The organism is Achromobacter sp. 1012554356 (assembly GCF_059760815.1).
In genome coordinates this window covers 1-25,550 of the sequence record NZ_JCBANC010000016.1, presented here as the reverse complement: position 1 = coordinate 25,550, position 25,550 = coordinate 1, and the positions used below count along the sequence as shown (strand labels likewise).

At 65.9% G+C, this 25,550-nt stretch carries 22 protein-coding genes; 13 read left to right on the top strand and 9 right to left on the bottom strand.

Annotated features, from left to right (window positions below; translation table 11 throughout):
* Positions 1-171 precede the first annotated feature (171 nt).
* A complete protein-coding gene (locus AC6LJW_RS10365) occupies positions 172-570 on the bottom strand; it encodes a tautomerase family protein (protein ID WP_498087207.1) in 399 nt (132 codons plus the stop codon).
* Positions 571-676: 106 nt separating this feature from the next.
* On the opposite strand from AC6LJW_RS10365, the gene AC6LJW_RS10360 reads away from it, so the two are divergent.
* Complete coding sequence (locus tag AC6LJW_RS10360) at positions 677-1,540, top strand: LysR family transcriptional regulator (protein ID WP_498087206.1); 864 nt, start codon at positions 677-679, stop codon at positions 1,538-1,540.
* A gap of 75 nt (positions 1,541-1,615) precedes the next feature.
* Here the strand turns inward: AC6LJW_RS10360 and AC6LJW_RS10355 are convergent, their stop codons facing one another.
* The gene (locus AC6LJW_RS10355) at positions 1,616-2,278 is read right to left on the bottom strand and encodes an LOG family protein (RefSeq protein ID WP_498087205.1); all 663 of its coding nucleotides are present in this window, start codon (positions 2,276-2,278) and stop codon (positions 1,616-1,618) included.
* Positions 2,279-2,294: 16 nt separating this feature from the next.
* Between AC6LJW_RS10355 and polA the strand changes: the two genes are divergently transcribed.
* The 3 genes from polA to AC6LJW_RS10340 all read left to right on the top strand — a co-directional run bounded on the left by polA (position 2,295) and on the right by AC6LJW_RS10340 (position 6,800).
* A complete protein-coding gene (polA, locus tag AC6LJW_RS10350; RefSeq protein WP_498087204.1) occupies positions 2,295-5,012 on the top strand; it encodes a DNA polymerase I in 2,718 nt (905 codons plus the stop codon).
* A 102-nt stretch (positions 5,013-5,114) separates the two neighbouring features.
* Entirely contained in the window at positions 5,115-5,954 is an 840-nt protein-coding gene (locus tag AC6LJW_RS10345; RefSeq protein ID WP_056567477.1) for a ZIP family metal transporter, read from the top strand.
* A gap of 57 nt (positions 5,955-6,011) precedes the next feature.
* Positions 6,012-6,800, top strand: a complete 789-nt coding sequence (locus AC6LJW_RS10340; protein WP_498087203.1) for a dienelactone hydrolase family protein — start codon at positions 6,012-6,014, stop codon at positions 6,798-6,800.
* A gap of 298 nt (positions 6,801-7,098) precedes the next feature.
* Here AC6LJW_RS10340 and AC6LJW_RS10335 read toward each other — a convergent pair whose 3' ends face one another.
* Positions 7,099-8,760 (bottom strand): Na/Pi cotransporter family protein, encoded by a 1,662-nt coding sequence (locus AC6LJW_RS10335; protein ID WP_056567466.1) that lies wholly within the window; start codon positions 8,758-8,760, stop codon positions 7,099-7,101.
* A 175-nt stretch (positions 8,761-8,935) separates the two neighbouring features.
* Here AC6LJW_RS10335 and AC6LJW_RS10330 point away from each other — a divergent pair, with 175 nt between their 5' ends.
* Positions 8,936-10,327, top strand: coding sequence for an L-serine ammonia-lyase (locus AC6LJW_RS10330; protein ID WP_056569404.1), 1,392 nt, complete (start codon positions 8,936-8,938; stop codon positions 10,325-10,327).
* Between the two features lie 159 nt (positions 10,328-10,486).
* On the opposite strand, the gene htpX is transcribed toward AC6LJW_RS10330, so the two are convergent.
* Positions 10,487-11,368, bottom strand: coding sequence for a protease HtpX (gene htpX, locus AC6LJW_RS10325; RefSeq protein ID WP_056567464.1), 882 nt, complete (start codon positions 11,366-11,368; stop codon positions 10,487-10,489).
* A gap of 152 nt (positions 11,369-11,520) precedes the next feature.
* Here htpX and AC6LJW_RS10320 point away from each other — a divergent pair, with 152 nt between their 5' ends.
* Together AC6LJW_RS10320 and AC6LJW_RS10315 are read left to right on the top strand one after the other, a co-directional pair.
* Positions 11,521-12,375 carry a DMT family transporter gene (locus AC6LJW_RS10320; RefSeq protein WP_056567461.1) on the top strand — a complete coding sequence of 285 codons (855 nt, stop codon included), beginning with the start codon at positions 11,521-11,523 and terminating at the stop codon, positions 12,373-12,375.
* Between the two features lie 37 nt (positions 12,376-12,412).
* The gene (locus AC6LJW_RS10315; protein WP_056567458.1) at positions 12,413-13,264 is read left to right on the top strand and encodes a sulfurtransferase; all 852 of its coding nucleotides are present in this window, start codon (positions 12,413-12,415) and stop codon (positions 13,262-13,264) included.
* A 55-nt stretch (positions 13,265-13,319) separates the two neighbouring features.
* On the opposite strand, the gene AC6LJW_RS10310 is transcribed toward AC6LJW_RS10315, so the two are convergent.
* Both AC6LJW_RS10310 and AC6LJW_RS10305 read right to left on the bottom strand, forming a co-directional pair.
* Positions 13,320-13,889 (bottom strand): phosphonate degradation HD-domain oxygenase, encoded by a 570-nt coding sequence (locus AC6LJW_RS10310; RefSeq protein WP_056567455.1) that lies wholly within the window; start codon positions 13,887-13,889, stop codon positions 13,320-13,322.
* A gap of 52 nt (positions 13,890-13,941) precedes the next feature.
* The gene (locus AC6LJW_RS10305) at positions 13,942-14,805 is read right to left on the bottom strand and encodes a LysR family transcriptional regulator (protein WP_498087229.1); all 864 of its coding nucleotides are present in this window, start codon (positions 14,803-14,805) and stop codon (positions 13,942-13,944) included.
* 146 nt (positions 14,806-14,951) lie between these two features.
* On the opposite strand from AC6LJW_RS10305, the gene AC6LJW_RS10300 reads away from it, so the two are divergent.
* The 5 genes from AC6LJW_RS10300 (at position 14,952) to AC6LJW_RS10280 (ending at position 21,035) form a co-directional block, all read left to right on the top strand.
* On the top strand, positions 14,952-16,025 hold the full coding sequence (locus AC6LJW_RS10300) for a putative 2-aminoethylphosphonate ABC transporter ATP-binding protein (protein WP_056567454.1): 1,074 nt from the start codon (positions 14,952-14,954) through the stop codon (positions 16,023-16,025).
* The gene (locus AC6LJW_RS10295; RefSeq protein ID WP_162253569.1) at positions 16,003-17,817 is read left to right on the top strand and encodes a putative 2-aminoethylphosphonate ABC transporter permease subunit; all 1,815 of its coding nucleotides are present in this window, start codon (positions 16,003-16,005) and stop codon (positions 17,815-17,817) included. The genes AC6LJW_RS10300 and AC6LJW_RS10295 overlap by 23 nt, the downstream gene beginning before the upstream one ends.
* A 17-nt stretch (positions 17,818-17,834) precedes the next feature.
* Complete coding sequence (gene phnX, locus AC6LJW_RS10290; protein WP_498087202.1) at positions 17,835-18,665, top strand: phosphonoacetaldehyde hydrolase; 831 nt, start codon at positions 17,835-17,837, stop codon at positions 18,663-18,665.
* Between the two features lie 128 nt (positions 18,666-18,793).
* Positions 18,794-19,816, top strand: a complete 1,023-nt coding sequence (locus AC6LJW_RS10285; protein ID WP_056567448.1) for a putative 2-aminoethylphosphonate ABC transporter substrate-binding protein — start codon at positions 18,794-18,796, stop codon at positions 19,814-19,816.
* A gap of 88 nt (positions 19,817-19,904) precedes the next feature.
* Positions 19,905-21,035 carry a TIGR03364 family FAD-dependent oxidoreductase gene (locus AC6LJW_RS10280; protein ID WP_498087201.1) on the top strand — a complete coding sequence of 377 codons (1,131 nt, stop codon included), beginning with the start codon at positions 19,905-19,907 and terminating at the stop codon, positions 21,033-21,035.
* A gap of 90 nt (positions 21,036-21,125) precedes the next feature.
* On the opposite strand, the gene AC6LJW_RS10275 is transcribed toward AC6LJW_RS10280, so the two are convergent.
* The 3 genes from AC6LJW_RS10275 to AC6LJW_RS10265 all read right to left on the bottom strand — a co-directional run bounded on the left by AC6LJW_RS10275 (position 21,126) and on the right by AC6LJW_RS10265 (position 24,767).
* Positions 21,126-22,271: an aromatic ring-hydroxylating oxygenase subunit alpha gene (locus tag AC6LJW_RS10275; protein WP_056567443.1), complete on the bottom strand. Its 1,146-nt coding sequence runs from the start codon at positions 22,269-22,271 to the stop codon at positions 21,126-21,128.
* A gap of 290 nt (positions 22,272-22,561) precedes the next feature.
* Positions 22,562-23,572, bottom strand: a complete 1,011-nt coding sequence (locus AC6LJW_RS10270) for an acyltransferase (RefSeq protein ID WP_056567440.1) — start codon at positions 23,570-23,572, stop codon at positions 22,562-22,564.
* Positions 23,573-23,798: 226 nt separating this feature from the next.
* The gene (locus tag AC6LJW_RS10265; protein WP_105237986.1) at positions 23,799-24,767 is read right to left on the bottom strand and encodes a Bug family tripartite tricarboxylate transporter substrate binding protein; all 969 of its coding nucleotides are present in this window, start codon (positions 24,765-24,767) and stop codon (positions 23,799-23,801) included.
* Positions 24,768-24,935: 168 nt separating this feature from the next.
* Between AC6LJW_RS10265 and AC6LJW_RS10260 the strand changes: the two genes are divergently transcribed.
* Positions 24,936-25,550, top strand: a 615-nt coding sequence (locus AC6LJW_RS10260) for an IclR family transcriptional regulator (protein ID WP_498087200.1), incomplete at its 3' end; no start/stop codon positions are given.

Here is a 25,550-nt window from a genome sequence, read left to right as displayed (position 1 = left end):
TGGCGGTCACTTCTGACGGGTGTCAGACACCTTGGCCGAAGTTCTGCAAGGTGTCTGACACCCACAGAAGTGCTGTTGCATGCTGATTCGCCGTTCCCCGGGGTGTCTGACACCGTCCCCGGTGCTTGCGGCGCCTCTTAACCTATCGCAGGTCGGATCAGGGGCCGCTGCCTACAACGCGCCGTGCTGGTGCCGGTACTCCTGCGTACGCCCGCCATAACCGTAAGCCGCGGCGCGCGCGTCGATGACGTGCACGTACGAGCACTCGTGCAGCTCGCCCAGGATGTCCTGGAAGGCCCCGTAGATGTCCTTGATGAAGCGCGCCTTCTCGGCCTTGGTGTTGGTCTCGTCCGTGACGCTGATGTCCAGGTGGAACGCGTTCTTGCCAAGCTCGGACAAGGGACGCCCGCCGATGAACCAGAGTTCGTGCGGAATGTGTTGCAGCGTGATGGCGATGACGGGCAGCTTTTTGCCGAGCACGGACTGGGTCAGCGCGGCGACGTATTCGACGATGCGTTGGTCAACGGCGGCATCGGGTGTGCCGGAACGATGGATGACGATGTGGGGCATGACGGCTCTCCGGGTGGGTAGGTACAGGGCCAGTGTAGAAAGCGCGTTGACATCGGAAAAGCGGGAATTTACGATTCTATCCATCGCCCTAGCCGTTGGATAAATCATGAGCGGATTTGATCTGGACCAGCTTCGCACGCTGGTCGCGGTGCTGGACGCGGGCAGCCTGACGGCGGCGGCGCCCAAGGTGTTCCTGTCGCAATCCTCCGTCAGTGAACAGATGCGAAAGCTGGAGGACAGGGCGGGTCAGCCGCTGCTGGTGCGCGGCAAGGCAGGTGTGCGCGCCACGCCGGCAGGCCAGCGCCTCCTGGCGCATGCACGTTCGATCCTGGCCCTGAGCGACGAGGCCTATCGCGATATGCGCGGCGTCGCGCTGCGGGGCGAACTGCGGCTGTGCATTACCGATTACTTCCGGCCCGGGGACGTCGCACGCCTGCTGCGGCGCCTGAACGAGCAGTATCCGCAGGTGCGGCTGCACGTGACCATCATGAAAAGCGGCGCCATCGAGGCCGCTTACGCGCGCGGCGAAATCGACGTCGGCATATCGATGGTCATCCAGGAGCGGGGGGCGACGCGCGGCCGAGCCGACGGCGCGCTGCTGCGCCGTGAATCGCTGCTGTGGATGGCCGCCGAGGGCGAGATGCCGCCGCTGGCCGAGCCCTTGCCGTTGCTGGCTTTGCCGGAAACCTGTGCGTTGCGCCAATACGTCGAGCGGCTGCTGTCCCGCCGTGGCGTGCCTTATGCCGTGTCGCACGTGGCGTCCGGCGTGGCTGGGTTGCAATTGGCCGTGGCCGCGGGATTGGGTGTTGCCTGCCTGAACGAATCGGCGCTGGGTCCGGGCATGGCGCGGCTGCAGGCGCCCGGCCTGCCCGCGTTGCCATCGGTGGAATTCAGGTTGCTCGCTGCCCGCCCCGGCGAAAGCGAGTTCGTGGGGCTGGCGCGCGAGGCGATCGTCAAAGCGATGACGTAGGAATCGCCTTGACCTGGAAGTCGCGGTGCGTGCGGGCAGGCGCGGGCAACCGCTGTCCGCAGCACGGCCGCCGTGTCAGGCGGGCAGGGAAGGGGCGTACTGTTCTGAGGACATCACCCGTTCGTGGAATTCCACGACCTTGCGCACCACCTTGACGGGGTCGTCTTCGATGATGAAAAGGTCCAGGTCGTGGGCGGCGATCATGCCATTGCCGAGCACCTGATCGCCCAGCCATTCGGCCAGTCCCGACCAGTATTCGCTGCCGACCAGCACGATCGGCGCCGGCGGGACCTTGCCCGTCTGGATGAGCGTCAACGCTTCGAAGAGCTCGTCCAGCGTGCCAAAGCCGCCGGGCATCGCCACGTAGGCGAAGCTGTGCATGAAGAACGCCGCCTTGCGAGGGAAAAAGTATTCGAAGGACAGGCTGATGGTCTGGAATTCGTTGTTGTGGGCTTCGTGCGGCAGGCTGATGTTCAACCCGATGCTCGTGCCTCCTGCTTCAAATGCACCTTTATTGGCGGCTTCCATGATGCCGGGGCCGCCGCCCGCGATGACTGCGAAGCCAGCTTCGGCCAGCGCCGCGGAGATCGCGATGGTGGTTTCATAGTACGGGGAATTACGGCTGACTCGTGCGCTACCGAAAACGCTGACTGCGGGCCCGATGTGAGCGAGCTTGTCTGCCGCCGTCCTTATCTCTGACATAATCAGCGGAATTTGTTTGCCGGCGGGTGTATCCATATCTGCCTTTGTAACCATGAAAAAAACACTATTACTGGTCGACGGTTCAAGCTACTTGTACCGCGCTTTCCACGCTATGCCCGATTTGCGCAACGCGCAAGGCGAACCGACTGGTGCGCTTTACGGCGTGGTCAATATGCTGCGCAAGCTTGTATCTGACCATAAGGCAGAGTATGCCGCATGTATCTTCGATGCTCGCGGCAAGACGTTTCGGGACGATCTGTATCCGGAATACAAGTCGCACCGTCCCCCTATGCCTGAGGATCTAGCAGCACAAATCGATCCCATCCACCGCGCGGTGCGTGCGCTGGGTTGGCCGGTGCTGGCGATCGAGGGCGTCGAAGCGGATGACGTCATCGGCACGTTGGCACATCGTGCCGCGCAACACGACGTTCACACCATCGTCTCTACGGGTGACAAGGACCTGGCGCAACTGGTCAACGGCCACGTCACGCTCGTCAACACAATGAGCGGCGAGGTCCTGGACGAAGCCGGCGTCGTGAACAAGTTCGGCGTGCCTCCTGACCGTATCGTCGACTACCTGATGCTGGTGGGCGACACGGTCGACAACGTGCCGGGCGTCACCAAGGTCGGCCCCAAGACGGCGGCCAAATGGATTACGGAATTTGGCTCGATTGACAAGCTGATCGAGGGCGCCGACGGCATCAAGGGCGTGGCCGGCAACAACCTGCGCGAAGCCATTCCCAATTTCCCGTTGACGCGTCAGCTGCTTACGGTCAAGTGCGATTGCGATCTGACCGGCCACATCGACAACGTCGACGACCTGACGCCGCGCCCGCGCGACGACGCCACGCTGACCGAACTGTACGAACGCTACGGATTCCGCACGTGGCTGCGCGACCTGACCGGCGATGTCGAGCGCGTGCCCGCGGGCGATGCGCGCATCGCGCACGAGGCGCCCGCCGCGCCCGCCACGCTGGATTACCGCATCATCTCCGACTGGGCCGCGTTCGACGCCTGGATGGAACTGATGCAGCAAGCCTCACTGATCGCACTGGACACCGAGACGACGTCGCTGGACGAGATGCAGGCCCGGCTGGTGGGCTTGTCGATGTCGGTGGCGCCCGGGGTGGCCTGCTACATCCCGGTCGCGCACCGCGGACCGGATGGCGCGGTCCAGTTACCCAAGGACGAGGTGCTGGCCCGTTTGAAACCCTGGCTGGAAGACCCGGCGCGCGCCAAGCTGCTGCACCATGCCAAATACGACACGCATGTGTTCGCCAACGAGGGCATCCGCCTGGCCGGCGCCGCCGAAGACACCATGCTGCAGGCCTACGTGCTGGAATCGCATCGCGGCGTGGGCCTGAACGATCTGGCGCAGCGTTATCTGGGACGCAGCGGCGTGTCCTACGAAGACCTCTGCGGCAAGGGCGCCAAGCAGATCGGCTTTGACGAAGTGGCAGTGGACAAGGCCGGGCATTACGCGGCTGAAGACGCCGACTTCACGCTGCAGCTGCATCAGGTGCTGCGTCCGATGGTCGCCGCCGACGAAGGGCTGGAGCGCATCTATCGCCTGGAAATGCAGGTGTCCGGCGTGCTGACCACCATCGAACGCAACGGCGTGAAGGTCGATGCCGCGGAACTGGGCCGCCAGAGCAACAAGCTGGGCCAGGAGATGCTGCAACTCGAGCAGAAGGCCTACGAACTGGCCGGCCAGCCGTTCAACCTGAATTCCCCCAAGCAGCTTGGCGAGATCCTGTTTGGCCGCATGCAGCTGCCGGTGGTGCGCAAGACCGCGAGCGGCGCGCCGTCCACGGACGAGGAAGTGCTGAGCAAGCTGGCGCTGGACTATCCGCTGCCGCAGGTGCTGCTGGACTACCGCGGGCTGTCCAAGCTGAAGTCGACTTACACGGACAAGCTGCCGCGCATGATCAATCCGGCGACCGGGCGGGTGCACACGCACTATTCGCAGGCCGCCGTCATCACCGGACGCCTGGCGTCGTCGGATCCCAACCTGCAGAACATTCCGGTCCGCACCGAGGCAGGGCGGCGCGTGCGCGAGGCGTTCATTGCCGAGCGCGGCCTGCTACTGTCCGCGGACTACTCGCAGATCGAGCTGCGCATCATGGCGCACGTATCGGACGACGCGAATCTGCAAAGCGCGTTCGCAGCCGGCGAGGACATCCACCGGGCCACCGCATCCGAAGTGTTCGGCGTGCCGCTGGACGCCGTGACCACCGATCAGCGCCGTGCCGCCAAGGCCATCAACTTCGGCCTGATTTACGGCATGGGCGTGTTTGGCCTGGCGTCCAACCTGGGCATCACGCGCGACGCCGCGCAGGCGTACATCGACCGCTACTTTGCGCGCTATCCCGGCGTGGCCATGTACATGGACGGCACGCGGCGCCTGGCGCGCGAGCAGGGCTACGTGGAAACCGTCTTTGGACGTCGGCTGCAGTTGCCGGAGATCCGCGGCGCCTCGGGTCCGCGCAGGCAGGGCGCCGAACGGGCGGCCATCAATGCGCCGATGCAGGGCACGGCGGCCGACCTGATCAAGATGGCCATGGTGGCGGTGCAGGACTGGCTCGACGCTGAAAAGCTGCAGACCCGCATGATCATGCAGGTGCACGACGAACTGGTGATGGAAGCGCCGGACGACGAGCTGGAGCTGGTCAAGGAGGCCCTGCCGCGCCTGATGTGCAACGTGGCGACGCTGCGCGTGCCGCTGGTGGCGGAAGTGGGCGTCGGCAAGAACTGGGAGCAGGCGCACTAGGGACAGATTGGCGCCGGGGCCGTCTTCGGACGGCCCATTTCCGGTTTTTGGATTGCAACAATATAATGTTGCGCTTCCCCCCGCCTGATCTTCTCCCCCTCCATGTTGCTGCTCTGGGTCCTGCTCGCCACCATCACCGGTGGCCTTATTGCTGTCCTCATCGCGAGCTGGCTCGCTTACAAGGTCTTTGCCAAATACCTGCATCACATGGTGAGCCTGTCGGTGGGCGTGCTGCTGTCGGTCGCGCTTTTGCACCTGCTGCCCGAAGCGTTCGAAACCGGCGTCGGCAACGCGCATGTGCTCTTCGGGCTGATGCTGGCATCGCTGATCGGGTTCTTCGTGCTGGAAAAGATAGCGCTGCTGCGCCACAGCCATCACCACGAAGGCGACGGCCATCATCATCACAAGGGGCACGACCGGCATGAGGCGGGGCGCGGCGGGATGCTCATCCTGATCGGCAGTTCGCTGCACAACCTGTGCGACGGCGTCCTGATCGCCGCGGCGTTTCTTACCGACCCGCTGCTGGGCGTGCTGACGGCGGCGTCGATCATCATCCACGAGATACCGCACAAGCTGGGCGATTTCGTCGTTCTGATCAACGCGGGCCTGCGCCGGCGCCGGGCGTTCGCGCTGATTCTCTTTACCAGCTTGTGTTCAGCGGTCGGCGGCATAATAGGCTACTTCGTGCTGCAGCAGGCGCAGGACTGGACGCCGTACATTCTGGTGGTTGCCGCCAGCAGCTTCCTGTATATCTCGGTGGCCGACCTGATGCCGCAGATGCACGAGCGGGTATCCCTGTCCGATGCCGTCCCGCAGTTGCTGCTGGTCGGTGTGGGCGTGGCGCTGATCTATAGCGTGACGACCCTGATGCACCACGGCCACGACCATGGCGGGCACGCTGACCATGGCGCGCCGCATGCGGAGCACGGCCACCAGCACTAGCGCTGGCAAGGCGGTGGGGATGGCCGGCTTTCGTCGACCCCAACCAAGGAGTTCTCCATGAGTTTTTCCACCGCCGCCGGCAATGTCGCTCCCACCGTGATCCACACGGACACGCGGGGCCTCGTCCACGGAGATTTCCAGCTTCCCGTCACCGACGGCCCGATTAGCGCCTATTACGCGGCGCCCGAGGGGCAGCGCGATCTGCCGATCGTGCTGGTGATCCAGGAGATCTTCGGCGTGCATGAGCACATCAAGGACATCTGCCGCCGGGTCGCCAAGGCCGGCTATCTGGCCGTCGCGTGCGATCTGTATCAGCGCCAGGGCGACGCCTCGGCCTACACCGATATCCCGAAGCTCATTTCCGAACTCGTCAGCAAGGTGCCGGACGAACAGGTGTTCGGCGACCTGGACGCCAGCGTGGCGTGGGCTGCCGCAAATGGCGGGGACGCGCGCCGCGTGGCGGTGACGGGTTTCTGCTGGGGCGGGCGCCTGACGTGGATGTACGCCGCGCACAACCCCGACGTGAAGGCGGGCGTGGCCTGGTACGGCAAGCTCAGTGTGGGCCACGGACCGCTCATCAAGCGCGTGGCGCTGGATGTGACGAATGAGCTGCACGGCCCCGTTTTGGGCCTGTACGGCGGGCGCGACGGCAGCATTCCGCTTTCTGACGTGGAAGCCATGAAGACGAAGCTGGCCGCCGGCAACGCCGCCGCGAAGCTGTCCGACATCGTGGTGTATCCCGAAGCCGACCATGCGTTCCTGGCGGATTACCGCGCCAGTTATCAGCCCGAGGCCGCGAAGGATGGGTGGTCGCGGATGCTGGAGTGGTTCAAGCGGTATCTCTGAGGGGGGAAGGGTGAGCCACCAGGTTGGCTCACCGGATGTGTCCCATGAAAAAGTAAGCCGACCCGAGGGTCGGCTTTTTCATGCACCGGCGTGCTTGGGACGGTGTCAGACACCCGGCGGAGATAGCCGTCGACTTGGAGGGGCGTCTCAATGGGTGTCTGACACCTGGAGCAGCAAGCGCGCGGAGCGCGTGCGGCGTGGGGGCAGTCAACAGCCGCCCCGCCGCTCGGCCGCCCGAAGGCGGGGCCGCCCCCTCGGGGGGCAGCAAGCGCGCGGAGCGCGTGCGGCGTGGGGGCCCTCAATTCCCCGCTTCGCGCAAACGGCTGGGCAGGAGCTCGCCGTGGCGTGCGAGGAGCGGATACGCCGCCGCGCCCACCAGATGCGAGTTGATGCCCTTCATGTCCCGCAGGATGTCCAGGTACAGCGCGCCGACTTCCGCCGCGTCCACTTCGCCCGATTTGATCTTCTGCAGGTGCGTGTCGGCCGCCCGGGTTTCGATCGTGCGGAATCGCGCCTTTTCGCCGGCCAGCGAACGTGCCTGGCGCAGGTCGTCGTTCACGAAGAGCGCGGCGGCCGTGCGCTGGTTGGCGATGAGCTGGCCCAGGGTGTCGTCCAGGCTGGCGCGTTGCTCGGGCGAGAACGTCCATCCCTGTTTACGCAGCTTGGCGACGTGGCTGAGCAGCCCGTGATGGGCGATATCGCCGGCATGGCCGATGTTGCTGGTGAACGCCAGGATGTCGTCGAGCCGCTGGATGTCCTCGCGGGTCATGTTTTCCTGATCGAGCGTTGCCAGGTATGTCGTGATGGCGTTTTCCAGCTTGTCCAGCGCGCCGTCGAGCTGGCGCGCCTGCACCATGCGGTGGCGGTTGTCGCGCTTGAAGCCAGCCCGCGCGTAGAGCAGCAGCGTCTGCAGCATGTCGGCCATCCGCAGGGCTTCGCGCGCGGCGTTGCCCAGCGCGACCGCCGGCACGTCGTGCGCCCATTCGTCCAGGTATTGGGGCCGGGACGGGTCGTTCGGGTCGGCGCGCTTGGGCAGCCAGCGGGTGAGGAGGGCGGCGTACGGAGTCAGGAGCGGCAGGAAGGCCAGGGCGATGACGGCATTGAACAGGGTGTGGAAATTGGCGACCGCGCGGGCGGGGTCCCGCGCCAGGTCGCTCATCCAGGGCTGCAGGAACGGCAACAGCAGCAGGCCGGCCAGCACGCCCAGCACCCGCGTCAGCAGGTTGCCCAGCGGCAGACGGCGAGCGGCGGGATCGTCGCCGGTCACGCCTTCGATCATCGGGTTGATCGCCGTGCCCAGGTTGGCGCCCAGCACCAGCGCAAACGCCACGTGCGGCGCCACCATGTTGTGGCTGGCCAGCGACATCACCAGCACCACCACGGCCACGCTGGAGTGCGCTGCCCAGGTGAACGCCGCGGACAGCAGTACTGCGGCGACCGGCTGGGTTGCCAGCGCGTCCAGGATCATGCCCAGCATGGGCGCGGTCTGGAACGGGGCGAAAAGCTCGACGAGCTGATGCAGCGACAGCAGCAATAGGCCCAGGCCGATGAAGACCCGGCCCAGGTCGCGGGTGCGGCCCGGCGGGTAGCGCCGGAACATCCAGACGCCGGCCAGGATCAGGATCGGCGCCAGTTCGGTCAGGTCAAAGGACAGCAACTGAACGATCAACGTCGTGCCGACGTTGGCGCCCAGCATGGCCGCCAGGGCGGGCACCAATCCGACGACGCCGCCTGCGGCAAAGCCGGTGATCATCAGGCCGGTGGCGGTGCTGCTCTGCAACGCCGCCGTGATGCCCAGGCCGGCGAAGAATGCCCGCAGCCGTGTGCCAAGGGCGCGTCCCAGTGCCGCGCCCAGTGCGGCGCCAAACGCGCGTTGCACGCCCGTTTGCACCATATGCACGCCCCAGAGCAGCAGCGCCACGTAGCCGGCGAAGTCAAGCAGGGTAATGAGTCCAGACATCCAGGCGTTTTTCCGTTCTTTTTATGACAAGTAATAATTCTGTAATGATCGCATGCCGCGGCGGGCTTTGACACCTGGCGCGAAGATACAGGATACGCCCGGCGGGGCATTACTGCGTGCGCGCGGGCCTGCGCGTATCATTGCCTGATCATTTGTGGATGTCGTGGGGTTTGGCGTGGCCGTTTCTGTTTTCGATCTGTTCAAGGTGGGCATCGGCCCGTCGAGCTCACACACGGTGGGTCCGATGCGGGCGGCGCTGTTGTTCGCCCAGGGCCTGGAGCGCGACGGCCTGATTCCGCGCGTCGCCAGCGTGCGGGCCGAACTGTACGGATCGCTGGGCGCCACCGGCAAGGGACACGGCACCGACAAGGGCGTGCTGCTGGGGCTGATGGGCGAGGCGCCCGACACGGTCGACCCGGCCGCCATCGCCGGCATGGTCGCGTCCGTGCGCGCCAGCCGCCAATTGCCGCTGCTGGGCAAGTACCCGCTGCCCTTCGTGGAAAAGGAACACCTGATGTTCTATCGCCGCGAAGCTATGGCCGAACATCCCAACGGCATGAAATTCCATGCGTTCGACGCCGACGGCCAGAGCCTGCGCGAGGCGCGCTACCTCTCCGTGGGCGGCGGCTTCGTCGTCACCGCAGGCGCGTCCAACAGCCAGGTCATCGCCGCGCACGACCAGTTGCCGTATCCGTTCCGCATGGGGCGGGAGCTGCTGGCCATGTGCCAGGAAAACGGAATGACCGTCGCGCAGATCATGATGCAGAACGAGCTGACCTGGCGCGAAGCCTCGGAAGTCAACGCCGGCCTGGACCGGATCTGGCAGGTGATGCAGGACTGCGTGGCGCGCGGCTGTGGCATCAACTATCCCGAGGCGGACGGCGAACTTCCGGGCCCGTTGCGCGTGCGCCGCCGTGCGCCTGAGCTGTACCGCAACCTGACGCAGCGCGCCGAGCGCACGCTGTCCGATCCGCTTTCCGTCATGGATTGGGTGAACCTGTACGCGATGGCCGTCAACGAAGAAAACGCTGCGGGCGGCCGCGTGGTCACCGCGCCCACCAACGGCGCGGCGGGCATCATCCCGGCGGTGCTGCACTATTACGATCGTTTCGTGCCGGGCGCCAATCGTGAGGGCGTGCGCGACTTCCTGCTGACCGCGGCTGCCATCGGGCTGCTGTACAAGTACAACGCGTCGCTGTCCGGCGCGGAAGTAGGCTGCCAGGGCGAAGTCGGCGTGGCCTGTTCCATGGCGGCCGGCGGACTGGCGGCGGCGCTGGGCGGGTCCGTGGAACAGGTGGAAAACGCGGCCGAAATCGGCATGGAGCACAACCTGGGCCTGACCTGCGACCCGGTCGGCGGACTGGTGCAGATCCCCTGTATCGAGCGCAACGCCATGGCATCGGTCAAGGCCGTCAACGCCGCCCGCATGGCGCTGCGCGGCGACGGCCAGCATTACGTGTCGCTGGACTCGGTCATCAAGACCATGCGCGAAACCGGCGCCGACATGAAGACCAAGTACAAGGAAACCGCGCGGGGCGGCTTGGCGGTGAATATCGTCGAGTGCTGAGCGGCGTGCTGCGGTGACAAGGTGTCTGACACCCTGGGGAGATGATCTCGGGCTTGTCGCAACATCTCAGAGGGTGTCAGACACCCATTCAGCCAAATGCGTCAGATAAGCACGCAAAAAAAGCCCGCCGAAGCGGGCTTTTTTGCGGCCGGTGACCGATCAGATCACGCGGGCGTTCTGCAGCGCGGCGATGCGGGCCGGGATCGGCGGGTGCGAGGCGAACATGGCGGCCAGGCCGCCCTTGCCGGTGATGCCGGACGCTTCGAAGGACTTGGGCAGTTCGCCCGGTTCCAGGCCACCCAGGCGGGCCAGAGCGCGGATCATCGGTTCGCGGGCGCCCATCAGGTGGGCCGAGCCGGCGTCGGCGCGGTATTCGCGCTGGCGCGAGAACCAGGCCACGATGATCGAAGCCAGGACGCCGAAGATGATTTCACAGACCAGCACCGTGACGAAGTACCCCGGGCCGATGCCGCGTTCGTTCTTGAACACGACGCGGTCGATGAAGTAGCCGACGACGCGCGCCAGGAAAATGACGAAGGTGTTCACCACGCCCTGGATCAGGGTCAGGGTGACCATGTCGCCGTTGGCGATGTGCGCGACTTCGTGCGCCAGCACGGCTGCGACTTCCTCTTCGGACATGCTTTCCAAGAGGCCCGTCGACACGGCGACCAGCGAGTCGTTCTTGAACGCGCCGGTGGCGAACGCGTTGGGGGCGCCTTCGTAGATGGCGACTTCGGGGCGGCCGATGCCGGCGCGATCGGCCAGTTGGTGGACCGTGTCGACCAGCCAGGCTTCGCGCTGGTTGCGGGGCGCGTTGGGATCCAGCACCTGCGCACCGGTGCTCCACTTGGCCATGGGCTTGCTCATGAGGAGCGAGATGATGGCGCCGGTGAAGCCGACCACGACCGAGAAGATCAGGAGCGCGTTGAAGTTGATCCCGTTGGCCGTGATGACACGATCCACGCCCAGGATGCGCAGCGTGGCCGACAGCACGAGCATGACGGCCAGGTTGGTAATGACGAACAGAACAATGCGTTTCATGTTTTTTTATTCCTCTGCGAGCGGCAAATAACCGGGTTTCGACATCGCGGGGCCTCGCCAGTTCCCCGACTCGCCGGCTCCGCTCCCGGTGACGGAGAGTATAGTATCGCTTTCCCTTATTCCTTCCCCCTTTTCCCTTAGCGTAGACCCGCATGCAGGCACTTTGGATGTTGGTGGCGTCCGCCATGTTCGCCATCATGGGGTCGTTCGTGAAGCTCGGCACCGAACACGGCGCGTCGCTGCCGCAGGTCGTGCTCTTTCGCGGCCTGCCGTCGGTGATCCTGCTGCTGCTCTGGGCGCGCGCCGGCCGCCAGTCCATCATTCCCACGAGCTGGAAGCTGCACATCTGGCGCAATCTGTCCGGCGTCACGTCGATGTGGCTGGGCTTTTTCGCCATCTCCCACCTGCCTTTGGCCACGGCCACCAGCCTGAACTACACGGCGCCGCTGTTTATCGCCTGTTGGATGCTGGGGTGGGGCGGGGCGCAGCGCGACCCGGTGCGGATCCTGGCCGTGGCGCTGGGGTTCATGGGCGTCATTGCCGTGCTGCGGCCCAGCATCAACGAAGACCAGTGGCTCGCCGCCCTGCTCGGCATGGGGGCGGGCGCCATGTCCGCGATCGCGATGATGCAGATCCGCCAATTGGGCCGCATCGGCGAGCCCGAATGGCGCACCGTCCTGTTCTTCTCGGTCGCCGTGTGCGCGTCCAGCGCCGCCGGACTGGCGTTCGAAGGCTGGGGCTATGCGGACTGGACCGGTTACCTTTCGCTGCTGGGCGTCGGCGTGGCGGGGCTGTTTGGCCAACTGGCCATGACCCGGGCGTTCGGCATGGGGTCGGCGCTGCTGACCGCCGCTCTGCAGTACAGCACCATCATTTTTGCGGCGCTGATTGGCATGGGCTTCTGGGGCGACCATCTGGACGCCGTGGCCTGGGCCGGCATGGGCCTCATTATCTTCGCGGGCCTGCTGTCGGTGTGGCGCACCATGCGCGATCCCAAACCGGTCTGAAGCCAGCATCCGCCGAATTTCACAGGAGCCCCCTCGCATGACGACGACCCTGATCTCCGCCGCCGACCTGGCCGCGCGCCTGGACAACCCCGACGTGCGCGTGTTCGACGTCCGCCACGACCTGACCAACCATGCGGCGGGCCGCCAGGCCTACGACGCGGGCCACATTCCCGGCGCCCGTTACCTGGACCACGAAACCGAGCTGGCTGCCGCGCGCACGGGCAAGAACGGCCGCCATCCGCTGCCGGACCGCGCCCAGTTCGGCGCGCTGATGGCCGCGCACGGCGTGACCCCCAGCACGCTGGTGGTGGCGTACGACGCCAGCGGCGGCATGTACGCGGCGCATCTGTGGTGGATGCTGCGGTGGCTGGGCCATGACCAGGTTGCCGTGCTGGACGGCGGCTGGCAGGCCTGGACGGCCGCGGGCCTGCCCGTCAGCCTCGACGCGGCGCCTGCCGTGCAGCCGGGTAATCCGGTCGAACCGGGCGCGCGGCTGGCCGGCACGGTGGACGCCCAGACCGTGCTGTCCAACATTGCCCAGCCATCCTTCACCGTGATCGACGCGCGCGCCGCCAACCGCTATCGCGGCGAGGTCGAACCCATGGACCCGGTAGCCGGCCATATCCCCGGCGCGCTGAACCGCCCGAATGGTGAAAACCTGCAGCCGGACGGCCGCTTCAAGTCAGCCGACGCGCTGCGCGCGGAGTTCGGCACGCTTCTGGCTGGGCGCGATCCGGCGTCCATCGTCCATCAGTGCGGATCGGGCATCACCGCCTGCCACAACCTGCTGTCGATGGAAATCGCCGGCCTGCCGGGCTCGCGGCTGTATCCGGGATCCTGGAGCGAATGGTGCAGCGATCCCGCCCGCCCGGTGGCCAAGGGCGAATGAACGACAAAAAGCCAGGGCATTCACCCTGGCTTTTTTCATGGACGCGGGCCAGCAGTTACCAGACCGCGGCCAGCTTGACGCGTCCGGACACGGTTTCGGCGATTTCCAGGAAGTGATCGAGCGGCGGCGTCGCCAGGCCCGGCACCTTGGCCATGTCGTCCCAGCGCCGCAGGCGTATCGCGTCGGGCGCGCCGGGCATGCTGGCGAAGTCCACGGCCTGGCCGGCGTCAAAACTGCCGCCCTGCAATGCCAGGCTGCGGCGGGAATCTTCGGACAGCCTTGCTTCGTACTGCGGCTCGACATAGCAGAGGTAGCGCTTGGCCTCGACGTGCAGGCGGATGGGATCCAGCACGGCGGCGCTGAACAGCCCGCGCAGGAAGGGCAGCACGAAATACTGGTGCTTGTCGTCGATGCCGCGCAGTGTCGGCGTGCCGGGACGATCGGCAATCAGGTGGCCCAGATCATGCAGCAGGCACGCCGTGATGAGATGGGCGTTGGCGCCGTTCTGCTCGGCCAGCGTCGCCGTCTGCAGCGCGTGCCGCAGATGGCTGACGGATTCGCCATGATAGGAACGGTGCCCGCGTTCCAGGAAGAGTTGTTCGATTTCCTGCAGGGTCAAGGCCATGGTTGTCTCCTGAGTGGCCGCAAGGGGAAGAGGCGGGCAGTGACCGCAACGGTCAGCCGGCTGCCGGCGCCATCTCCAGAAAGCGCGCGATAAGCTGCACCGGTTGGCGCTCGCGCAGGCAGTACAGGTACTCATTCATCACGATGCCGGCGTCCTGGATGTCCAGGGCGGCCAGATCGGGGTGGGACGGAATCTCGCGTGACGGGATCAGGCTGATGCCCAGCTCGCACAGGATGGCTTGGCGGATCGATTCGCGGCTGCCGATTTCCAGCGTGCGGCGCATGGTGACGCCGGCCGCCTGCAGCGCTTCTTCGGTCAGCTGGCGCGTCATCGAGCCGGGCTCGCGCAAGAGCAGCGCGTGCTCGGCCAGATCGGCCAGCCGCACCTGGGCGCGCCGCGCTAGCGGATGGGCCCGGTGCGTGACGACGCGGATCGGGTCCGCGGCGATCTTGCGCCGGTACAGATGCTTGTCATCCGTCAGAAAGGAAGACGTGGCAATCTCGATGCGGTAATCCTGCAACGCCCGGAGCATCGACTGCGAATTGCCGATCGTCACGGTCAGGTCGATGCCGGGATAGCGCTGGTTGTAGCGCCGCACGGTATCCATGATGTAGTAGGGCCCGGTTGCGCCGATGCGCAGATTGCCTTCGCGCAGGTCGCTCGCGTCGCGCAGCCGGAAGTCGATCTCGGTCTCCTGCTGCACCAATTTCTCGACCATCGGCATCAGGTTCTGCCCGGCGTCCGACAGTCGCATGCCGCGCCCCTGCCGGTGAAACAGTTCGATTCCGTAGCGCGATTCGAGCTGGCGCAGTTGCCCCGTCACCGTGGGCTGGCTCACACCCAGTTGGGCGGCGGCCTTGGTGACGGTTCCGCAGCGGGCCACGGCATAGAAGGATTTGAGTTCGGCGACGAGCACGGTCGGGGGGCGAGGGTTGGACGCAATGCGCAAGACCGCCAGTACACCAAAATAATTTGATGTTTTTATTACTGCATTTGCGCGAAGTGTCATAAACGCTCAATACGCCGCTTCCATACTGCCTTCGTTCCCAGACCGGAGGCCCCATGCCCCAACGCGATACCGCCTTTCTCTCCGTGCAGAATCTCGTCAAGCGATTCGGCACCCACACGGCGTTGGCCGATGTGTCGCTGGATATCCGCGCCGGAGAATTGGTGTGTCTGCTGGGGCCCTCGGGTTGCGGCAAGACGACGCTGCTGCGCGCGATCGCCGGGCTGGAGCGCCAGGACAGCGGAACCATCGTGCTGTCGGGCCGCGACATCTCCCATGCCGAACCGCAGGCGCGAGACTACGGGATCCTGTTCCAGTCCTATGCGCTGTTTCCGAACCTGACCGTGGCCCAGAACGTGGCCTACGGCCTGAGCGGCAAGCGCGCCCATCGCAGCCATGTCGCCAGCCGTGTCGAGGAAATGCTGACTTTGGTGGGCCTGGCGGGCGCGTCGCACAAGTACCCCGGCCAGATCTCGGGCGGCCAGCAGCAGCGCGTGGCGCTGGCGCGCGCGTTGGCGCCGTCGCCGTCCCTGCTGTTGCTGGACGAACCCATGTCGGCGCTGGATGCGCGCGTGCGTGAACACCTGCGCATCGAATTGCGCGCGCTGCAAAAGCGCCTGTCCATCACCACGCTCATGGTGACGCATGACCAGGAAGAGGCCATGGTGATGGCCGACCGCATCGCCGTGATGAACGGCGGCGTCATCGAGCAGTACGGCACGCCGCGCGAACTGTATCGCCAGCCGGGATCGGCTTTCATCGCCGATTTCGTGGGCGAGGCCAACTGGCTGCCGTTCGAACGCATCGACGACCATCGCGCCCGCGTGGGGCGCCAGGAGCTGGCGGTGGATGCGGCCCTGGACGCCGGTTCCGGCAAGCTTTTCGTGCGGCCCGAGGCCGTGCGCGTCAGCATGACAAAGCCGGAAGAATCCAATTCCATGCTGGCCGACGTGCTGGACGGCGTGTTCCTGGGACGCAGCTATCGTCTTGCGTTGCGTCTGGAAGGCGTGCCCGGCGCCACCGTGCATTCCATCGTGTCTCCTGAAACCGGAGACGCCCTGCTGGGCGCTCACGCTGCCGGCCGTTGCTGGGTGGAGCTGCCGCGCCATGCGATACGCGCCTACGCTTGATCCGGCCGTGAACAATTCCCGCGCCATCGGCCAGCCCGCCGCGGTTTCCGCCGCGCCCGCAATCCCCACGTCCGCCGCCGCGCCGCTGCCTGCCTTGGGACGCCGCCCGATGCCCGCCTGGATTGGCGCGCTGGGATTGGCGCTGGGGCAGGGCGGCCTGGCGCTCGGTCTCCTGATATTCCTGGCGTTGCCGTTGGCGGCGATCCTCCTTAAATCCGTCACGGACGCCGACGGCGGCTGGGCGGGCCTGTCGGTCATCGCCAGCATCGTCGGCGCCGACGGATTCATGGACATGGTCGGGCGCAGCCTGGCCGTGGGCGTCGTGACGACCCTGCTGGTGGTGCCCTGCGCCTACGGCTTTGCCTATGGCCTCACCCGCACCCGCCTGCCGGGCAAGGGGCTGCTGCGCACGATCGCGCTGCTGCCGCTGCTGGCGCCGTCACTGCTGCCCGGCATCGCACTGGTCTACCTGCTGGGCAATCAGGGCCTGCTCAAGGGTCTGACCGGCGGCGCCACCATCTATGGCTTCTGGGGCATCGTGGTGGGCGAGGCGTTCTACACGTTTCCGCATGCGCTCATGATTTTGCTGACGGGCCTGGCGCTGGCCGACGGCCGGCTTTATGACGCGGCGCGCGCCATGGGCGCGGGGCCGTGGCGCACCTTCATGACGGTCACGCTGCCCGGCACGCGCTACGCGGTGTTCTCGGCCTGCTGCGTGGTGTTCACGCTGACCGTCACGGACTTCGGCGTGCCCAAGGTCGTCGGTGGCGACTACAACGTGCTGGCCATGGAAGCCTATAAGGCGGTGGTGGGACAGCAGAATTTCCCCAAGGGGGCAGCCATCGGCATATTGCTGCTGCTGCCGGCCCTGCTGACCTTTGTGCTGGATCGCCGGTTGCGTGCCCGTCAGGGCGCCCAGATGAGCGGCCGCGCGCAGCCTTATGCGGCCGGCATGAACGGCCGGCGCGACGCGGCGTTCCTGATCCTGTCCGGCGTGATGGCGGCCTTCCTGCTGCTGATCATCGGCGTGGCGGTCTGGGCCTCATTCGTGAAGATGTGGCCGTACAACCTGTCGATGTCGCTGCGTTCGTACGACTTCGACAACATGGACGGCGGCGGCTGGCTGGCGTGGCGCAACAGCCTGCAGCTCGCGTTCTGCACCGCGCTCGTGGGCACCCTGGTGGTCTTTGTCGGCGCGTGGATGATGGAGAAGGTGCCCGCCCGCGGCACGATGGCGCGCGGCTTGCGCGGCATGGCCGGCATGCTGGCGCTGATGCCGATGGCGGTGCCGGGACTGGTGCTGGGCCTGGGCTACATCTTCTTCTTCAACAGCCTGTCGAACCCGCTGAACATGCTGTACGGCACGATGCCGCTGCTCGTGTTGTGCACGGTCGTCCACTTCTATACCAGCGCGCATCTGACCGCCGCCACCGCGCTCAATGCGCTGGACCCGGAGTTCGAGGCCGCCTCCGCCTCGCTGAAGGTGCCGCGCCTGACGACCTTTGTGCGCGTGACGCTGCCCATGTGCCTGCCCGCGGCGCTGGATGTGGCCCGCTACCTTTTCGTTTCCGCCATGACGACCGTGTCGGCGGTGGTGTTTCTGTACAGCCCATCCACGGTGCTGGCCGCCGTCGCCGTGCTCAACATGGATGACGCCGGCTTCATCGGCCCGGCCGCCGCCATGTGCACGGTCATCATGGCCAGCTCAGCCGTTGCCGCGCTGGTCCTGCACCTGGCGAGCCGTGCCCTGGTGGCGCGCACCCAGGCCTGGCGGCGCCCGGCGTCCCGTTGACCGACCATTTTTCCAGGATGACTTCCATGACTGTTCAACCTTTGCCCGTCCGCCTCGAGGCGGTGATCTTCGACTGGGCCGGCACGCTGGTCGACTTCGGATCCTTCGCGCCCACCAAGGTGTTCGTGGATGCGTTCTCGCAGTTCGGCATGGACGTGTCGCTGAAGGAAGCGCGCGGCCCGATGGGCATGGGCAAGTGGGACCACATCCGCACGCTGTGCGACCAGCCCGCCATTGCCACCCAATACCAGGCCCGCTTCGGCCGCCTGCCCAGCGACGACGACGTGACCGCCATCTACGAGCGCTTCCTGCCCATGCAACTGGAGAAGGTCGCGCAGTATTCCGCCGCCATCCCCGGCGCCGCCGACGTGCTGCGCGCCTTGCGCGAACGCGGCCTGAAGATCGGGTCGTGCTCCGGCTATCCCGCCAGCGTGATGGCCCGAGTGGTCGAACGCGCCGCCACCGAGGACCTGGCGCCCGATTGCATCGTCGCCAGCGACGAGGTGCCGCGCGCGCGTCCCGCGCCCGCCATGGCCTTGAAGAATGTGGTGGAGCTTGGCCTGTCCGACGTGGCCGGCTGCATCAAGGTCGACGACACCGCGCCCGGCATCGAAGAGGGCCGCCGCGCGGGCATGTGGACCGTGGGGCTGCTGCTGTCCGGCAACGCCGCGGGCCTGACGCTGGACGAATACCTGGGCCTTTCCGACACCACTCGCGACGCGGCGCGCAATGCCGCACGCGACGAGCTGAATCCGGCCGGCCCGCACTACTTGATCGACACGGTGGCCGACCTGCCGGCCGTGGTCGAGGACATTCAAGCCCGTCTGGCCCGAGGCGAACGCCCCTGAACTAGACGCCTGCCGCCCGGCGCTCCGGGCCACCCCACACCTTTTGACTTACCGCCATCCGCAGCCTGCACCCGCCGGCCGTGGGGGCCTCGTTCATCCTGTTTTTCCGCTCACTCACGGAGTTGTTCATGAATCGCTACAAGCTGCTTGCACTGGCCGCCGCCCTGACGGGCGTGATGGGCGCCGCCTCGGCCGAGACCACGCTGACCGTCTACACGGCGCTGGAAGCCGACCAGATCAAGGCCTATCAAGCTGCCTTCGAGAAGGCCAATCCCGACATCAAGATCCAGTGGGTGCGCGACTCCACGGGGATCATCGCCGCCAAGCTGCTGGCCGAGAAGAACAATCCCAAGGCCGACGTGATCTGGGGCCTGGCCGGCACCGCGCTGGGCCTGATGGACAAGGAAGGCATGCTGCAGCCCTATGCGCCGAAGGGCCTGGATCAGATCGCCGCCAACATGCGCGATGCCAAGGCCGAGCCCGCCTGGGTCGGCATGGACGGCTACGCCGCCGCCATCTGCTTCAACACGATCGAAGCCGAAAAGCAGAAGCTGCCCAAGCCCACGTCGTGGCAGGACCTGACCAAGCCGGTCTATGCCGGCAAGATCGTCATGCCGAACCCGGCCTCGTCCGGCACGGGCTTCCTGGACGTCAGCGCCTGGCTGCAGATCTTCGGTGAAGAAAAGGGCTGGGCCTACATGGACGCCCTGCACAAGAACATCGGCTCGTACACGCACTCCGGCTCCAAGCCGTGCAACATGGCCGCCGCCGGTGAATTCCCGATCGGCATCTCGTTCGACTACCGCGCCGCCAAGCTGAAGGCCGACGGCGCACCGGTCGAAGCCGTGTTCCCGTCGGAAGGCCTGGGCTGGGAAGTCGAAGCCACCGCCATCATGAAGGGCACCAAGAACCTCGACGCCGCCCGCAAGCTGGCCGACTTCTCGGCAAGCCGCGAAGCCAACGAGCTGTACAAGGCCAACTTCGCGGTGCTGGCGATTCCGTCGATCGCGACCGCCAACCCGAACCTGCCGGCCGATCTGACCTCGCGCATGATCAAGAACGACTTCACGTGGGCCGCGACGAACCGCGACCGCATCATTGCCGAGTGGACCCGCCGCTACGACGGCAAGTCCGAGCCGAAGAAGAAGTAAATCCTGACCCACCGCGGCGGCAGCGCGCCGCCGCGCATCGGGAGGCCCGCGGTGGCCTCCCCGACATCCTTCTCGCAGTATTTCAAAAATGAAGACTTACGACGTAATCGTGGTGGGCGCGGGCATGCTCGGCATCGCGCATGCCTGGGCGGCCGCCAAGCGCGGCCTGTCCGTGGCGGTGATCGAGCGCAGCCGCCAGGCGCATGGTGCGACGATCCGCAATTTCGGCCAGGTCATCGTGACGGGGCAGGCGCCGGGCACGATGCTGTCGCACGCGCAGCAGTCCCGCGAGCTGTGGCTCGATCTGGCGGACAAGGCGGGTTTTCATGTGCGCGCCAATGGCGCCCTGGTGCTGGCCCGCAACGCCGACGAGGCCGACGTGCTGCAGGAATTTGCGGACACGCGGATGCGGCAGGAAGGCTACCGCGCGGACCTCTTGTCCGCGCGGGATGTGGCGGGTCTGTACGGCGGGCAGCTTGCGCACCACTGCATGGCGCTGCGCGGTCACGATGACCTGCAGATCTATTCGCGTGAGGCGCTGCCGGCCATCACGCACTATCTGCAGTCCGTGCTGGGCGTCGACTTCGTCACCGGAACTCTGGCGCGCGCCGTGGAGAACGGCGAAGTCGGCACCTCGGCGGGCGACTTCAAGGCGTCGCATGTGTTCGTGTGCCCGGGCCACGATTACCTGACCCTGCTGCCCGAGCAATTTGCGCCGTTGAACCTGGAGGTCACGCGCCTGCAGATGCTGCGCGCGGTGTTCGACGGCGCGCCCGTGCCGCTGGACCGGCCACTGCTCACCGGCCTGTCCTGCGTGCATTACGGCGCGTTCTCGGACCTGCCGACGGCGCAGTCGCTGCGCGGCGTGATCCAGGCGCGCACGCCGATGCTGCTGGAAAACGGCATCCATCTGCTGATCAGTCCCACGCCGTATGGCGAGCTGATCATCGGCGACTCGCACCAGTACGGGCAGGACGCGCTGCCGTTCAACGACGAAGCCGTCGATAACGCCATGCTGGATCTTGCCTCGCAGGCGCTGGGCGCGCGGCTGCGCGTGGTCGAGCGGTGGCAGGGCGTCTACGGCGCGCACGGACCGGCGCCGTTTTCCGTGATGCCGGTGGACGCGGCGACCACGGTGGCGGTCATGCACTCCGGCGTGGGCATGACAGTGGGACTGGCGATCGGTGAACGGACGGTGGCTGGCGTCACCGGACGCTGAACCGCGCACCGCCGTTGGACGGAAAAAGGGCCTTGCGAATCGTGAAGGATGTCGCAAGGCCCTTTGTCATGCCGGCTGAAGCGGTAAGGTCTACACCGACTGCATGATGCGGCGGTACCACTCGTGAAAGTGCTGCATGCCGTCTTCCATGGGCGACTGGTACGGACCCGTCTCGTTCACGCCGCGCAGCATCAAGGCCTTGCGGCCGGCATCCATGCGTTCGGCGATCTCGTCGTCTTCGATGGCCGTTTCCATGTAGGCCGCGCGTTGCGCCTCGACGAACTCGCGCTCGAAGGCGGCGATTTCCTCGGGGTAGTAGAACTCGACCACGTTGATCGTTTCCTGCGGGCCCTTCGGGTACAGCGTGGACAGCACCAGCACGTGCGGATAGAGCTCGATCATGTGGGTCGGGAAGTACGTGACCCACACGGCGCCGAAGTCGGGGGCGTCGCCTTCGCGGAACGACAGCAGGCGGTCGTGCCACTGCTTGTACACGTCCGAACCCGGCTGTGCCAGCGCGTTGTGCACGCCCACCTTCTGCAGGCTGTACCAGTCGTTGAACTCCCAGGTCAGGTCGTCGCACGTGACGAAACGCCCCAGTCCGGGATGGAACGGGCCGACGTGGTAGTCCTCGAGGTAGACCTCGATGAAGGTCTTCCAGTTGTAGTTGCACTGATGCACTTCAACGTGGTCCAGCACGTAATCGCCGAAGTCGAACTCGGGACGCCCAAACAACGGCGCCATGTCTGCAGCCGGGTCGCGCGGGCCTTCGAAGAGCAGCCCGTGGCAATCGCGCAGGCGGAACTTCTGCAGGTTCATGCAAGGCGTGGTCTCGAACTGCGGCGCGCCCAACAACTCGCCTTGGTTGTTGTACGTCCAGCGGTGCAACGGGCAGACGATGTTGCCGCCAGTCGCTTTCAGATTGCCATGCGTGTTGCAGTTGCCGGCCACGTTGCCGGCTTCGCCACCAAGCATCAATGCCTGACGGTGACGGCAGACATTTGAGATGAGTTCGACGCCATGCTGGTTGCGAACCAGCGAGCGCCCTCCGTTTTCCTGGACCAACGTACGCCAATCCCCGATTTCGGGCACCAATTTCTGGTGGCCGACGTAGAGCGAGGATTGCTTGAAAATGAGTTCTTGCTCGCGGGCAAAGAGGGCTTCGTCAAAATAAGCGCTGACGGGTAGCTGGGTGCGAGCTGGCACGACATGTGCCATCCGACCGATGTCGGTCATGATTCCCTCCGCTCGGATAAAAAAGCCAGGACGGTTTGAGCCTTGCCAGGCGCTTTTGTTCAAGTCCAGGTCCCTCGCGGTGTGTTCCGGGGGCCTTGTTCATGAATTCGAGCCTGGGTGAATCCGTTCTGGCGCGAAGAAAAATCGGTGTCTGGCCGATCAAATAAGCCGTGAATTGTACCCCAAGGGATTGGGCCACGCCCGCGTCAAAAGGCCGGGCCATTCGAGGGAATCCCGGGGTGGGTTTGACCGCGCTCAAACCGCGAACAACCCCATGCGCCGTAGGGCTTTCAGACGAGGCGGCGCGTGGCCGGATGGCGCCGAAGCAACCAGCTGCTGGCGGCCGATAATGCAAACACCATCATCGTCAGCAACGGCACCACCCACGCGTCGCGGTCCTGCCCCGAGAAGGCGCCGATGCGGCGCGCGACATCCAGAAAGACCGGATGGATGAGGTATACGCCAAACGTCAGCGGGGCCAGCGCCGCCAGCCTGGGCAACCGGGGCGAGGACACGATCCATTGGAATGCGGCCAGCGACATGAACGGCACCGTCAGGCTGAAGTAGTCGTAGAAGTAGGTGTCCAGCACTTGGCCGTTGGACATGATGGTCACGCCCAACGCGGTCGCGGCCACGGTGGCGGCCAGCATCAAACCTGGGCGCGGAACGCGCATCTCGCCATCGAAGATCAGACGGCCCGCGACGAAGTAGCCAAGGTATGGCAGGAACCACGTCAGGAAAAAGCCATGCGGCGCGCCGAGCGCGCGGCGGTACAGGGCATCAAGAATTGCCACCCCCAGGATGCCGACGACCCACAGCGCGCGCGCCTTGGGCGTGCTGCGCACGTACAGCACCCGGACCAGCGGCGCGAACAGGTACAGCCCCACGATCATGTACAGATACCAGAGGTGGTAGTAGGGCTCGCCCTGCGCAACCTTGCGCGGCCAGAACGAAAAATCGACGCGGCCGTCGTCCCACCAGTCCAGGCCCGTGCGCCATGCCAGGTAGAACAGCGTCCAGAACAGGAGGGGGGCGCAGATCCGCGCGAGGCGCCGGCTGTAGAAGCGCCTCGCATCCTGCGGCTTGTCGGGATCGAGCAGCAGCGCGCCGCTCACCATCACAAAGACAGGCACGCACCAGCGCGCGGCGGAGTCATACAGATTGGCGGCCAGCCATGCGCCGCGGCCGTGAGCGGCGGGATCGCTGACGATCAAAGCGGCGCTGTGCAGCAGAACGACGGCCAGCGCAGCCAGCCAGCGGGCTGAGTCCAGGCGGGCGTATCGGTCTTCGGTTTGAGGCATCGGGCTCCCTGGAATGGTTCGGCGTTTGCGCGTTACGTTCGCGCTTTACCTTAGCAGCGCCATGGCGCCGATTTCTGTATCCAGGGGTTAGACCGCGCGTAAAAAACCGACAGGGCCGGGACGGCGCTGTCGGGGAAATGGTGCGCTCGCGGCAGGGCCACGGGCGCACCGATCGCGGGCCGGCACTCCGCGAACGTTTTGTCACGAAACCGGCATGAAGGCAGGCTTACTGCAGAACGATGTTGGCCTGCTTGATGAGCTGCGACACGATGGGTTGCTCGGTCTTGATCTGCTTGTCCAGCTCGGCCGCCGTGCCCGAACGCGGGTCAATGCCCATGTCCAGCAGGCGCTTCTTGACCGCTTCGTCCTTCAGCGTTTCGGTCAGCGCGGCTTGCAGGCGCTCGACGACCGGCGCCGGCGTGCCCTTGGGGGCCACGAAGCTGAACCAGGCGGTCATGTCGAACGCGGGGTAGCCTTGTTCGGCCAGCGTGCTCACGTTGGGCTGGGTCGCCAGGCGCGTGGGGCTCGTGATCGCGAAGACCTTGACCTTGCCGGCGTCGGCTTGCGGCATGCCGGTCGCCACCATGTCGAAGAACAGGTCCACGTCGCCGCTGATCAACGCGGGCAGGGCCTGCGTGGCGCCCTTGAAGGGCACGTGCAGGATGTCGATGCCGGCGCGTTCCTTGAACAGTTCGCCGGCCAGGTGCGACGAGGTGCCCGGGCCGAAGGTCGCGAACGTCAGCTTGCCCGGATTCTGCTTGGCATACGCAACGACGTCCTGCGTGCTGTTGAACGGCCGCTTCGGCGTGGAAAGCAGGACCAGCGGGCCGACGCCGACCATGCCGATCTTGGCGAAGCTATCCGGGTCGTAGGGCAGTTCCTTATACAGATAGCGGTTGGTCACCAGCGTCGAGTTGGTGGCCATCAGGATGGTGTAGCCGTCCGGCGCTTCGCGCGAGACATAGGCCGCGCCAATCGACGTGCCCGCGCCGGCCTTGTTTTCCACGATCATGGACTGGCCCAGGTTCTTGGCCATCCGCTCGGCCAGGACGCGCGTCAGCACGTCGGTCGCGCCGCCGGCCGGGAAGGGCGAAATCACCTTGATCGGGCGGGCCGGATACGTATCGGCCTGGGCGCCCAGCGCGGCGGCGCTAAGCATCAGGGTGGCGAGCAGTTTGAAGCTGTTGCGAATCATGTTTTCCCCTTGAAATCGCGTGGTCAGAGTGGATCGCCGGGCCTGGCTTGGCTGACGCCCATGTCGTTCATGGCGCCGCTTGCCAGGTCTCCTTGGATGTTTTAAATTCCGGAATATGGAATTTAATTCTGTCTTTCGAAATAAACTATAAAAACGAAGCGTATATAAATGCAACCGTTTTCTGCCGGCAAGCGCATTGCCCTCCCGCCATCCAAGCCGGACCAGAAGCTTGAACTGAGCCTGCCCGCTCGCCGCAAACGGGCCGCTGGCGCGGGCGAGGGCGCCAATTCCCCCGACTTCATCACGGCGCTGGCGCGCGGCCTGGACGTGCTGCGGTGCTTTCGCCACGGCGTGGCAGCGCTGGGCAACCTGGATCTGGCGCGCCTGACCGGCCTGCCCAAGCCCACCATCAGCCGGATCACGTACACGCTGACGGAACTGGGCTACCTGCGCTACCACCCCGACACGGGCAAGTACTCGCCCGGCTACGGCGTGCTGGCGCTGGGGTTTGGCCTGCTTGCCGGACTTGAGGTGCGCGAACTGGCCAAGGCCTCAATGTCCGATCTGGCGCGCGAGACCGGCGGCGCGGTGGCCCTGGGCGCGTTCGACGGCGACGCCATGACTTATGTCGAGGCGATCCACGGCTCGTCCGCGCTGTACCTGCGCCTGCCCGTTGGCTATCGCGCCACGCTGGACAGCGCCATGGGACGGGCGTACCTGGCCAGCCTGCCCGAAGACGAGTGCGACGCGGTCCTGGCGCGGCTGGGCCAGGCCGCGCCGGCG

Excerpts from the sequence above, each read along its gene's own strand:
- htpX (WP_056567464.1), bottom strand. The coding sequence starts at position 11,368 with ATGAAACGCATTGTTCTGTTCGTCATTACCAACCTGGCCGTCATGCTC.
- AC6LJW_RS10360 (WP_498087206.1), top strand. The coding sequence starts at position 677 with ATGAGCGGATTTGATCTGGACCAGCTTCGCACGCTGGTCGCGGTGCTG.
- AC6LJW_RS10295 (WP_162253569.1), top strand. The coding sequence starts at position 16,003 with ATGCGATACGCGCCTACGCTTGATCCGGCCGTGAACAATTCCCGCGCC.
- AC6LJW_RS10265 (WP_105237986.1), bottom strand. The coding sequence starts at position 24,767 with ATGATTCGCAACAGCTTCAAACTGCTCGCCACCCTGATGCTTAGCGCC.
- polA (WP_498087204.1), top strand. The coding sequence starts at position 2,295 with ATGAAAAAAACACTATTACTGGTCGACGGTTCAAGCTACTTGTACCGC.
- AC6LJW_RS10270 (WP_056567440.1), bottom strand. The coding sequence starts at position 23,572 with ATGCCTCAAACCGAAGACCGATACGCCCGCCTGGACTCAGCCCGCTGG.
- AC6LJW_RS10275 (WP_056567443.1), bottom strand. The coding sequence starts at position 22,271 with ATGACCGACATCGGTCGGATGGCACATGTCGTGCCAGCTCGCACCCAG.
- AC6LJW_RS10365 (WP_498087207.1), bottom strand. The coding sequence starts at position 570 with ATGCCCCACATCGTCATCCATCGTTCCGGCACACCCGATGCCGCCGTT.
- phnX (WP_498087202.1), top strand. The coding sequence starts at position 17,835 with ATGACTTCCATGACTGTTCAACCTTTGCCCGTCCGCCTCGAGGCGGTG.
- AC6LJW_RS10355 (WP_498087205.1), bottom strand. The coding sequence starts at position 2,278 with ATGGATACACCCGCCGGCAAACAAATTCCGCTGATTATGTCAGAGATA.
- AC6LJW_RS10335 (WP_056567466.1), bottom strand. The coding sequence starts at position 8,760 with ATGTCTGGACTCATTACCCTGCTTGACTTCGCCGGCTACGTGGCGCTG.
- AC6LJW_RS10285 (WP_056567448.1), top strand. The coding sequence starts at position 18,794 with ATGAATCGCTACAAGCTGCTTGCACTGGCCGCCGCCCTGACGGGCGTG.
- AC6LJW_RS10310 (WP_056567455.1), bottom strand. The coding sequence starts at position 13,889 with ATGGCCTTGACCCTGCAGGAAATCGAACAACTCTTCCTGGAACGCGGG.
- AC6LJW_RS10340 (WP_498087203.1), top strand. The coding sequence starts at position 6,012 with ATGAGTTTTTCCACCGCCGCCGGCAATGTCGCTCCCACCGTGATCCAC.
- AC6LJW_RS10280 (WP_498087201.1), top strand. The coding sequence starts at position 19,905 with ATGAAGACTTACGACGTAATCGTGGTGGGCGCGGGCATGCTCGGCATC.
- AC6LJW_RS10300 (WP_056567454.1), top strand. The coding sequence starts at position 14,952 with ATGCCCCAACGCGATACCGCCTTTCTCTCCGTGCAGAATCTCGTCAAG.
- AC6LJW_RS10320 (WP_056567461.1), top strand. The coding sequence starts at position 11,521 with ATGCAGGCACTTTGGATGTTGGTGGCGTCCGCCATGTTCGCCATCATG.
- AC6LJW_RS10315 (WP_056567458.1), top strand. The coding sequence starts at position 12,413 with ATGACGACGACCCTGATCTCCGCCGCCGACCTGGCCGCGCGCCTGGAC.
- AC6LJW_RS10345 (WP_056567477.1), top strand. The coding sequence starts at position 5,115 with ATGTTGCTGCTCTGGGTCCTGCTCGCCACCATCACCGGTGGCCTTATT.